At 66.2% G+C, this 10,932-nt stretch carries 8 protein-coding genes; 6 read left to right on the top strand and 2 right to left on the bottom strand.

The annotated features are described in order from the left end of the window. From L0D16_RS05670 to pxpB, 3 genes are read left to right on the top strand one after another with little or no spacing between them, the layout of a single operon-like run. Positions 1–402: a MarR family winged helix-turn-helix transcriptional regulator gene (locus L0D16_RS05670; protein WP_243030487.1), complete on the top strand. Its 402-nt coding sequence runs from the start codon at positions 1–3 to the stop codon at positions 400–402. Next, positions 399–2,432, top strand: coding sequence for an MDR family MFS transporter (locus tag L0D16_RS05665; protein ID WP_243030485.1), 2,034 nt, complete (start codon positions 399–401; stop codon positions 2,430–2,432). Before L0D16_RS05670 ends, L0D16_RS05665 begins: the two co-directional genes overlap by 4 nt. Before the next feature lie 4 nt (positions 2,433–2,436). Next, entirely contained in the window at positions 2,437–3,987 is a 1,551-nt protein-coding gene (gene pxpB / locus L0D16_RS05660; RefSeq protein ID WP_243030484.1) for a 5-oxoprolinase subunit PxpB, read from the top strand. Here the strand turns inward: pxpB and L0D16_RS05655 are convergent. Both L0D16_RS05655 and L0D16_RS05650 read right to left on the bottom strand, forming a co-directional pair. Next, positions 3,984–5,186: a thiolase family protein gene (locus tag L0D16_RS05655; RefSeq protein WP_243030482.1), complete on the bottom strand. Its 1,203-nt coding sequence runs from the start codon at positions 5,184–5,186 to the stop codon at positions 3,984–3,986. The two genes, pxpB and L0D16_RS05655, sit on opposite strands and share 4 nt — an antisense overlap. Positions 5,187–5,299: 113 nt before the next feature. Beyond that, entirely contained in the window at positions 5,300–7,276 is a 1,977-nt protein-coding gene (locus tag L0D16_RS05650; protein WP_243030481.1) for a thioredoxin domain-containing protein, read from the bottom strand. Positions 7,277–7,364: 88 nt separating this feature from the next. Between L0D16_RS05650 and L0D16_RS05645 the strand changes: the two genes are divergently transcribed. The 3 genes from L0D16_RS05645 to L0D16_RS05635 all read left to right on the top strand — a co-directional run bounded on the left by L0D16_RS05645 (position 7,365) and on the right by L0D16_RS05635 (position 10,920). After that, entirely contained in the window at positions 7,365–9,122 is a 1,758-nt protein-coding gene (locus L0D16_RS05645) for a tetratricopeptide repeat protein (RefSeq protein WP_243030480.1), read from the top strand. Positions 9,123–9,224: 102 nt separating this feature from the next. Beyond that, positions 9,225–9,431 carry a hypothetical protein gene (locus L0D16_RS05640; RefSeq protein WP_243030479.1) on the top strand — a complete coding sequence of 69 codons (207 nt, stop codon included), beginning with the start codon at positions 9,225–9,227 and terminating at the stop codon, positions 9,429–9,431. A 169-nt stretch (positions 9,432–9,600) separates the two neighbouring features. Further along, on the top strand, positions 9,601–10,920 hold the full coding sequence (locus L0D16_RS05635) for a S8 family peptidase (RefSeq protein WP_243030478.1): 1,320 nt from the start codon (positions 9,601–9,603) through the stop codon (positions 10,918–10,920). Positions 10,921–10,932 lie beyond the last annotated feature (12 nt).

Below are 10,932 nucleotides of genomic sequence, written 5' to 3'. Positions count from 1 at the left end.
ATGGTGTGGGACCTCATGGGGCGGATATGGCGGTTTCAGCGGGCCGTGCGGGAGGAGATGGAGGAGGGGTTGGTGGCCTTAGGGCTTTCGGGCCTCGAGGCCTGGCTTTTACGGGTGGTGGAGGGGCTGCCCTATCCCTCGGATGTGGCCCGGCACATGGGGCTTCCCCCACCCACCGTGAGCCACATGCTCCGGCGGTTAGAGGAGCGGGGTTTTGTGGAGCGCACCTTGGACAGCAAGGACCTGCGCCGCTTCGCCTTCCGCCTGACGGAAAAGGGGAAGGTGGCCCTCGAGGAGGCAGAAAGGCTTATGGAAGCGGCCCTGAGGCGCCGCCTGGCCCGGCTTAGCCCGGAGGAAGTGGACCACTTGGCCCGCTTATTGAGCAAGTTGGAGGAGTCATGAACCCTACACCCCAAGAGGTGCGTTTTACCATGATCGGTGTGCTGCTGGGGGTTTTCCTGGCAGCTTTAGACCAGACCATCGTTTCCACGGCTATGCCCCGCATCGTAGGGGAACTTAAGGGGGCGGAGTACTACGCCTGGGTTACCACCAGCTATCTTTTGACCTCCACGGTTTCCGCCCCCATCTTTGGCCGGCTTACCGAGCTCTTTTCCCGCAAGGCCATCCTGCTTTGGGCGGTACTCATTTTCCTCCTGGGTTCCGTGCTCTCCGGTCTTTCCCAGAACATGGCCCAGCTCATCCTGTTCCGGGGACTCCAGGGAGTGGGGGGTGGGGCCCTTTTTGCCCTGGCCCTTACCACCATCGCCGTCCTTTTCCCCCCGCGGGAGCGGGGCAAGCTGGCGGGGGCCTTTGGGGCCCTCTTTGGCCTTTCCTCGGCCGTGGGACCCTGGCTGGGCGGGTTGCTCACCGACCATCTCTCCTGGCGCTTTGTCTTTTACATCAACGTGCCCGTGGGGGCCGTGGCCCTGGGGTTCATATTGCGTTACATGCCCCGGCTGAAACCCGGCCGCCGCGAACCTTTTGATTTCCTCGGGGCCTTCCTCCTTGTGGCTTGGACCGTGCCCCTGATGCTGGCCTTTTCCTGGGGTGGGAGCACCTATCCCTGGGGGAGTCCCGTCATCCTAGGGCTCTTTGCTGGGGCCCTTTTAGGCCTAGGTCTTTGGGTATGGGCCGAACTTTGGCTTCCTTATCCGCTTTTTGACCTAAGGGTGTTTCGGGGACGGGTGTTTAGCCTATCGGCGGTGGCCGCTTTCTTTTACGGGCCGGCCTTCTTGGGAGCCGTGGCCTTCTTGCCCCTCTACCTTCAGGTGGTCAAGGGGGTTTCCGCCAGCCAAAGCGGGGTTACGGTGTTGCCCCTGGTCCTGGGGGTCATGGTGGGCAGCCTGGGGGCCGGGCAGCTATTGGCCCGGTTTGGGCGGTACAAGGTGCTTTTGCTAACCAGCGCCACCTTCCTGCTGACCCTTTTCCTCCTCCTGCACTTTGTCCTGGCGGTGGGAACCCCCCTGCTCTTAGCGGTAGCCCTTTTCTTCCTCCTGGGCCTTGGCCTGGGGCCGGCGCAGAGCGTGCTGAACGTGGTGGCCCAAAGCGACCTGCCTAAGGAACGCGTGGGAAGCGGCACCAGCATGGTGCAGTTCATGCGCCAGATTGGCTCCACCATGGGGATCGCCTTTTTGGGGACCCTTCTGGCACAAAGCCTAAGCGCCAACCTGCAAAGCGCCTTTCCTGGGGGTGGTTCCACGCCGGCTATGGTCCGGACGGGGGAGGGGATGGCCCTGGACCTAGACCGGGAGTTTGCCCGTTTGGAGGACCTCTTGGTTAAGGCGCTGCGGGGGGATCAGGCGGCCTACCAAGCCCTGCTGGAGGATCCTTTCCTGCCGGAGGAGTTCAAAGGCAACCTGGTGCCCGGTGGTCTGCCCGCCCAGTTTTCCCGGATGCAGGGCCTTCTGGAAAAGGCCCTAAGGGGGGACGAAGCGGCGCGGCAAGCCCTTTTGGGGGAAACCTCTTTGCCCTTGCAGGTGAAGGCTCTCCTCCTGCCAGGTGGGGTTGCCCAGGGCACCCTTTCCCTGCTGGAAAAGGCATGGGCCGGAGACGCTGTGGCTAAGGAGGCTCTTTTGCGCCTCCCTTGGGGCCAGGGGCTGGCCTGGGCTTTGGGGGAACGCCCCTCCCCAGCTGGGAAGGTTCGGCTTCTCTCCCAGCTGAAGGCGTTAGAGGAGGGTGCGGTGGCCCAGGCGGTGGCCTCCTTGAAGCAGGCTGAGGAGCAGGCCCTTACCCAAGTTCCCCTGCAGGTGGTAGCCCGCCTCGAGGCGGTGCGGGAGAAGCTAAAGGGGGCCTTAAAGGAGGGTATCGTGGAGGCCCTGCGGCGGATATTCCTCTTTAGCGCCGCTTTTATAGGGTTTTCCCTTGGGGCCCTCCTGGCCTTGCCCGATAGGGAGCTTTCGGGCCGCCTTGGGCCTGAGCCTTCGTTAGAGTGAAAGGGTGGATGGCCTCTATCTGACCTTTGGGGCGGGCCTTTCCGAGGAGGCCAACCGCTTGGCCCAGGGCCTGGCCCAGGCTCTCCTTAAGGCTCCCCCGGAAGGGCTTTGGGAGGCCATCCCCGCTTACGGCACCCTGTACCTGGAGTTTGACGCCCAAAAGCTTACCCGTCCCAGGCTCCTAAGGCTTCTACGCCGCTTGGCTTCCCACACGGAGGTGACGGGGGAGGAGGAGGGCCGGGTGGTGGATATTCCCGTGCGTTATGACGGGGAAGACCTTTTGCAGGTGGCCGGGCGCACGGGGCTTTCCCTGGAGGAGGTTAAACGCCTGCACCAGGCGCCGCAGTACCGGGTGTATGCCCTGGGCTTCACCCCCGGATTTCCCTTTTTGGCTCCCGTACTGGAGCCCTTGCGCCTACCCCGGCGCTCCCACCCCAGGCCCCGGGTCCCCGCCCACAGCGTGGCCATGGCTGGGCCCCAGACGGGCGTCTACCCCCTGCCTTCTCCCGGGGGATGGCATCTTTTGGGCACCGCCTTGGTGGCGGTCTACGACCCCCACCGGGAAGAGCCCTTCCTCCTGAGGCCGGGGGACCGGGTGCGCTTCAGGGAGGCGGCGGGGCCAACACCGCCGGAACCTGCCCCCTTGGAGCTCCTTCCCGGGGAACCCAGGCTTCCCGCCTTCCGGGTGGAGGAACCGGGCCTCATGGACCTGGTGGTGGACCGGGGAAGGTTTCTGGCGGGGCATCTGGGCCTGGCCCGCTCGGGGCCTTTGGACCCCTATTCCGCCGCTTTGGCCAACCGGCTGGTGGGAAACCCTCCGGGAACACCCCTCCTGGAGATGGCCTACCGGGGCCCGGTGCTCACCGCCTTGGAGGACCTGGTGGTGGGGTTTGCGGGCTATGGGTTTGTGGCCCTTTTGGATGGGGAAGAAATCCCGCCGGGGCGGAGCTTTCTTTGGCCAAGGGGGAAAACCCTTTCCTTCCGGCCTTGGGGGCGGGGGGTGAGGGCGTATTTGGCGGTGGCGGGGGGCCTAGAGGTCCACACCTTCTTTGGTTCTGCCTCCCCGGATCTTCGGGGAAGGGTGGGCCGCCCTTTAAGGGCTTTGGATGTCCTAGGGCTTAGGGAGAGGAGGGCGGTGCGGCCCGGCTGGGCTTTCCGCCAGAGGCCTTTGCCGGGGGTGTTTCGCCTCCGCCTTCTGCCAGGACCCCAGTTTACGGAGGAGGCCTTTGGGGCTCTGCTGTCGGCCCCCTTTCGCGTGGCCCGGGCGGACCGCATGGGCCTGGAGCTTCAGGGCCCGGAGGTCCCGGGCGGGGAAGGCCTTTCCGAGGCCACGCCCTTGGGGGGCATCCAGGTACCTCCCTCGGGCCGGCCCTTGGTGCTCTTGGCGGACAAGGGAAGCCTAGGGGGATATGCCAAGCCGGCGCGGGTGGCGGCGGAGGACCTTTGGCTTTTGGGTCAGGTGTGGCCGGGAGCTGAGCTGGTGTTCACAAGCGGATTGTATCGTGACGATAGATACAAAGTGCCAATCTTCCCCTGGGAGGGGAAGACCCCTTAGCCCGCCTCCACCACCATGGCGATGCCCTGGCCCACCCCTATGCACATGGTGGCCAGGCCGAACTGGACCCCTTTCCGTTGCATCTCATGGACCAAGGTGGTGAGGATCCGGGCCCCCGAGGCCCCTAGGGGATGGCCCAGGGCGATGGCCCCGCCGTTGGGGTTCAGGCGGGGATCCTCCATATCCAGGCCCCATTCCCGCAGGACGGCCAGGCTCTGGGCGGCAAACGCCTCGTTCAGCTCAATAAGGCCGATGTCCTTCAAGGTAAGCCCGGCTCGCGCCAACGCCTTCTTGGCAGCGGGAACAGGACCGATGCCCATGATCCTAGGGGGTACCCCAGCCACGGCCAGGCTCCGTACCCGGGCCAGGGGCTTGAGGCCGTGGGCTTTGGCGTAGGCATCGGAAACCAGAAGCACCGCCGCCGCTCCGTCGTTTAGGGGGCTGGAGTTCCCTGCGGTTACCGTACCCCCTTGGCGGAAAACGGGCTTAAGCTGGGCCAGCTTCTCTAAGGAGGTGTCCCGCCTGGGGCCCTCGTCCACCTCCACCAGAGCCTCTTCCTTGCCCCGCTTTACCGGAACGGGGACCACCTCCCGGGCAAACCGCCCTTCATCCCAGGCCCGGATGGCCTTCTGGTGGGAAAGCAGGGCGAAGCGGTCCTGCTCCTCCCGGGGAATCCGGTACATCTCCGCCAAGTTCTCGGCGGTTTCCCCCATGCTCTCCGTGCCGTAGAGGGCCTGCATCCTGGGGTTTACCAGGCGCCAGCCCAAGGTGGTGTCGTACATGAACATGTTGCCCGTGGGGAAAGGCCTTTCCGCCTTGGGCACCACGAAGGGAGCCCGGGACATGGACTCCACCCCGGCACCCACGTACACCTGGCCCTCCCCGGCCCAGATGGCCCGGGCGGCCTGGGCCACCGCCTCCAGGCCCGAGCCGCAGAGGCGGTTCACGGTACAGCCTGCCACCTCCACGGGAAAGCCTGCCAGGAGAAGGGCCATGCGGGCCACGTTGCGGTTGTCCTCTCCGGCCTGGTTGGCGCAGCCGGCGTAAACGTCCTCCACGGCCTCCTTGGGTACCCCGCTTTGCTCCATGAGGGCGGAAAGGACATGGGCCAGGAGGTCATCGGGGCGCACCGTGGCCAGGGCGCCCCCGTGCTTGCCGATGGGGGTTCTCAGGGCTTCTACGATCCAGGCTTCGGGCATGGGGCCTCCTTACCGACCGTTCGGTAATAGCTTAGGGGGAGTGGGGGGTGGGGTCAATACCTTTGATGAGAGAACGTTCACGCGCATGCTAAATCGTGAAACTACGCACTAACCTACCTCCCCACGTACACCGCTCCAAGCTCTTCCCACAAAGCCTCCACACTCTCCACGGGCAAGCGGCAGCTTCCCTCACGGCACAGGTAGGCCTTTCCTGGTTCCCGCCCTGCCAGGCTGGGAAGGGCCTCAGGTGGACCGCTCACCAGCTGGGTAAGGGGCAGGTAAAGCCCCCGCACTACCCCTAAAAGGGGCGAGGGGATGGGAAGGGCCAGCTCCGTGCCCTCCAAAAGCAGGCGGTGGACCAAGAGGAAGCCGGGAAGGGCCTGGGGGTAGCGTTCCAACCACAGGGCCACCTCCTCCAAAAGGGCCTGGGCCCGCCTCCGGTAGTCCCCGCCAAAGGCCGCGTGTAGCCGCCAAAGGGCCTCGGCCAGGGCGCTTGCCCCAGAGGGGAGGGTGGTTTCCTCCACGTCCCGGGTGGGGAGGGGAAGGAGGGTTTGGGCCTTAAGGCCACCTTCCCGAAAGTGGGTCCAAGCCGCCTCCGCCAAGTACCTCGCCCGCTCCAGGTAGGGCCACTCCCCGTTAGCGGTATAGATCTCCAACAGGGCCAGGGCGGCAAAGCTCTGGTCCTGGAGGAAGGCCTCCTCCCCCAGGCTTCCCGCCCGCCACACGTGCCGCAAAAGACCCTCCCGGTGCATACCCGTAAGGAGAAAGTGAGCCCCCCTCCGCGCCGCCATCAGGTAACGGTCATCCCCCAAAAGCCTTCCCCCTTCCGCCAGGGCCCGCACCGCCAAGCTGGACCAGTCGGCCAGGACCTTGTCGTCCAAGCCTGGGGGCATGCGGCGCCGCCTTAGGGCCAAAAGCCGGGCCAAAACCCCCTCCCGCCACGCGGCAAAGCCATCCCCCAGCAGGCCCTTCACCTCCTCCTCGCCCCAGGCGGTGAGGACGTACCTAGGGGACCCGTCCTTACCCGTGATGGGAAAGGCGCTTGCCAAGGCAAAGTACCGCTGGGCCAAGGGGTAATCCTCGCCCAAGGCCCCTTCCAGCTCCTCTAGGCTCCAGGTGTAGTAACGCCCTTCCTCCCCCTCGCTTTCCGCATCCAGGGCAGTATAGAACCCCCCAGCCCGGTCCTGCATGGACAGGATCCAGTCCAGGGTCTCCCGGGCTACCCGCAGGAAGAGGGGCTCGTCAAAAACCCGGTAGGCTCCCAGATAAACCCGGGCCAGAAGGGCGTTATCGTAGAGCATCTTCTCAAAGTGCGGCAGGTACCAGCGCCGGTCCACGGCGTAGCGGTGAAATCCGCCGCCCACCTGGTCGTACACCCCACCCAAAGCCATGCCCTCGAGGGTTTTGCGCACCATCCGCCTTGCCCCCTCCTCCCCCCGCCAGGCCAGGGGTACAAGGTAGAGGAGGAGGGCTCCTTGGGGGAACTTGGGTGCCGGCAAAAATCCGCCCCATTCGGGGTCAAAGGAGGACCCTAGGGCCTGGAGGGCCTTGGCCTCCGCCTCCTTGGGTACCGGCCCAGGAGGGGGGGTAAGGCTTCGCCATAGGGCTTGGGCAAGGCGCTCGGCTTCCCCTTCCACCTCCACGCGCCTTGCCTGCCAGGCTTCGGCCACCGCCAGGAGGACCCGCTTGAAGCCGGGCAGGCTCCCTCGGTCCTCCTTGGGGAAGTAGGTGCCCCCGAAAAAGGGTTTGCCCTCTGGGGTGAGGAAGAGGCTCATGGGCCAGCCTCCTTGGCCGGTGAGGCTCACCAGGGCCCGCATGTAGGCGGTGTCCACGTCGGGCCGCTCCTCCCGGTCCACCTTCACAGGAACAAAATGCCGGTTCAGGATCTCCGCCACCTGGGGATCTTGGAAGGACTCCCGGTGCATCACATGGCACCAGTGGCAGGCGCTGTAGCCCACGGAGAGGAAAAGGGGCTTCCCCTCTCTTCGCGCTACAGCGAAGGCCTCTTCCCCAAAGGGGTACCAGTCCACAGGGTCCTCGGCGTGCTGGAGGAGGTAAGGGCTTTGGGAGCCTAGAAGGCGATTGGCCATGCCTTAAGCCTAGACCCCCAGGCCTGCCCCGAGGAGGCCGCCATCTCACAAACGCCGCCGGGGGCCCCTCAGGGCTTAACATGAGGGCATGCTCCGGGTACTGGGGGGCCTCGAGCTGGAAGGGCATCCCTTCCACCGCCCCAAACCCCTGCTTCTCTTGGCCTATCTGGCCCTGGAAGGCCCCAAGGCCCGGCGCCACCTGGCCGAGCTCTTCTGGCCCGAGGCCCAGGACCCCTTGAATAGCCTTTCCGTGGCCCTTACCCAGCTCAAGCCCCTGGGGGCGGTGGAGGGAGGGGAGGTGCTTAGGACCCGGATTTCCACCGACCTTCAGGCCCTCCGCCTAGCCCTTAACGAGGGGCGCCTAGGGGAGGTGCGGCGCCTTTACCGGGGTACCTTTTTGGAGGGCGTGGAGCTGCCCTTGGGCGAGGAGCTGGAGGAATGGGTCTGGTCCACCCGGGAAAGGGTGGCCCTGGAGGTGCACCGGGCCTTTGCCCAGCAGGCCCGCGCCTTTTACCTGCTGGCCCTTCCCGAACGGGGTAAGGCCCTGTTGGAGGAAGCCCAGGCCCTTCCCGGGGTCAGGTGGGCGGTGGAAGGGCAGGAGGAGGAATTCCACCCACCCGCACCCTTGGAAAGGGAGGCACGGAAGGCCTTCTTTGGCCTCCTCTTCTGCCCCAAAGAGGCCGTGGAAGCCCTTGGCATCCCGGCGAATACCCTGGAGATCCTCCGAGGAGTAGGGCTTATCCGGGAAGGGGGAAGGGCCCTGGCCCTGGAAGGCCTTCCCCGGCCTGATGCCCTGGACCCCAACGCCTTCGCCCACCTTCCCCTCGAGGCCCAGGAGGCCGCCCTGGCCCTGGCCCGCCACCTGCCTCCCAAGGAAGCCTTGCCCCTTTACCTCTTGGCCCGGCCCCTTTGGGGGGAAACGGACCGCAAAAGGGCCGGTGGGGCCATCCGGCAACGAATCCGTTCTCTCCTTTCGGAAAACCCAGGCCTCGGCCTAGAGCTCCTGCAAACCTTGCCGGAGGAGCCCGAGGTGCGCCTCCTGAAATCCAGGGTTTTGGAGAGGCTTGGCCGGTACCGGGAGGCCCTCGAGGCCCTCGAGGGCGCGGCACTGCGCGAAACAGGCCTCCAGAGGGAAGTGGCGGCGGTGCGGGCTAGCATCCTCTTCCGGCTAGGCCAGGTGGAGGAGGCCATGAAGGAGGCGGAGCTGGCCCGCCAGGGAAGTCCCTGGGCCCAGGGGGAGGCCCTGAACCTGGAGGGGCTACTGGCCCTAAGCCAGGGCCGCTTCGCCGAAGCGGCTGAGCTCTTCGCCCGGGCGGCGGTCCGCTTCCTGGCGGCAGGAGAGGTGGCCCGGCAGGCGGATGCCCTCAACAACCGGGCGGTGGCCCTTTTTGAGCTGGGTAGCCCCCAAGCGGAACGGGTCTTCGCCGAGGCCTTGGAGGCCGCGGGGAAAACCCCCCTCCTCCGGGCCCGGGTACTCCTCAACCTGGGGGTGATGCGGGAACGCGGGGGGAAGCCAGAAGAGGCGGAAGCCCTCTACCAGGAGTCCTTGGCCTTAGCTGAAAAGGCCGGGGTTTTGGAGGCCATGGGCCGGGCTTGGAACAACCTGGGGGCGCTTTACCACCGCCAAGGTAGGAAGGAGGAGGCGGAGACGGCCTACCTTAAGGCCCTCCATCTGGCCAAGGAGGGACGGGACTGGGTGCTCACGGCGGCGGTGCTGGCCAACCTGGCCGAGCTCCGCGAGGACCCCGCCACCTTGAAGGAGGCCATAGCCCTCCTGGAGGAGGCCCGCTACACCGTGCTGGCGGAAAGGTACCGTAAGCGCCTTTCCGAGATGGCCTCTCCCTAAAGGGGCCCTGGGGCGTTCACCCGCCGTTAACCCGCCGTTAAGGGACCCCGCACTAAAAGAAAGCTGGCGCTAGGTAGCGCCTAGGCCAAGGAGGTGAAGCGGATGCTGAGGAAGTTGGTGTTGGTAGCGCTTCTCGCCTTAGGGTTTGGGGTCTCTGCCTTGGCTGGAGGGGACAAGGAGGGGGCCTCCTTGGACCGCTACGCCGGCGGTTTCTTCGTCTACGCTACCCCCGGGGACAATCTTTCCCTGGAGCGCTATGCCGGGGGGTTCTACGTCTACCGGTACACCGGGGGGTTTTTCGTCTACTGAACCCCTCCCCACCCCCCTGGGCCTCCCCCAGGGGGGTTGTTCCGTTCAGGGTCCGTTAACCCCTCCCCGCCTAGGCTTTGAGGGGAGGTCGTGGGCGCCGCCCACGGTAGCATGCCGGTAAGCCTTCTGGAGCTGGAGGGGTTCAACCTCCTCAAAGGTGAGGTGGAGGATGCGCCACGGATTATGGATTTGGCTACCCTTGTTGCTTTGGGCCTGCTCTTCCCAAAGGCCAAGCCTTACCCTTTTCCCAGGCCGGGCCCTGGTGGGGGAGGAGGTGGAGGCTCGGCTTTCGGGGATGCAGGGGAGTGGGGCCCGGGTGTGGGTGGGGGAGGCCGAGGCCCAGGTAACCCTGGCTGAGCCCAGCCGGGTGCGCTTCCGGGTTCCTGAGGTGCCTGGTGGGCCCAAGCCCGTGCGGGTGGTGGCGGGAGGCCGGGAGGCCCGGGGGGAGCTTGGGGTGCTGGGGCGGGTGGACCCTAGCCGGGTCCTCCTCCGGCTACCCTTAGGCCAAACCCCTAGGCTTCCCGAGGGCTTTACCCTTTTACGCCGGGACGATCTGGCCGGCTGCGGCTTTGCCTTGGCGGAGCTAGGGTATACCGGAAAGGAGTTGGGGAAGGCCCTGGAGGAGCTCGAGGCCCTGGACCCCAGCTACAAGGCGGACCCGGAAAGCCTCTGGAGCCTTGGGGGCATCTCGGGCCGCGAGGCGGTGGGGGCCCACCAAGCCCACCGCCGGGGATGGACAGGAGAGGGGGTCAGGGTGGCCGTCTTGGACACGGGGGTGGACCCGGTCATCCCCCAGCTTCCCGGTTACGACTTCGTGGAGGACGACCCCACACCCCAGGACGCCTTCCCGGGCGGACACGGCACAGGGGTTGCGGGGCTAGTGAAGGAGGTAGCCCCCGGTGCGGGCATCGTGCCGGTGCGGGTCTGCGACGAGGCCGGGGTCTGCCGGGCCAGCCGGGTGGTGCAGGGGGTGTGCTGGGTGGTGGAAAACCGCCAAGAGCCCACGGTGCTCAACCTGAGCCTGGGTGGGGATACGCCGGTGGAGGCCTTGACGCTGGCCCTGCAAGCCGCTCTTAGCCAAGGAATCCCCGTAGCCGTTGCCGCCGGTAACCAGGGGAATCAGGGTAGCCCCGCCCACTACCCCGCCGCCTTGGACCTGCCGGGCCTGGTGGCGGTGGGGGCCTTGGAAGCCACGCCCAGCTCTCCAGGCTGGCAGCCCGCCCCCTATAGCACGCAAGGGGCCTACGTGGACCTCGCCGCTCCGGGCACGGACCTTGACTGCGTTCTGCCCGGTGGAGGTACGGGAAGCTGCACCGGCACCTCCTTCGCCACCCCTTTGGTAGCGGGGGCCATGGCCCTATGGCTCCACAGCGACCCCACTTTGGCCCCAGCCCAGGTGCAGCAGAAACTTGTGCACTATGCAAAACCCCTGCCCTACCCACCCCAGGCGGTGGGGGCCGGGATGCTGGACCTAAGCCAGGCCCCTTGAGCGACCCATGGG

This window comes from Thermus altitudinis (assembly GCF_022760835.1).
GTDB lineage: Bacteria > Deinococcota > Deinococci > Deinococcales > Thermaceae > Thermus > Thermus altitudinis.
Note: the sequence above shows the minus strand (reverse complement) of the source record. Positions and strands in the feature narration are given on the sequence as shown.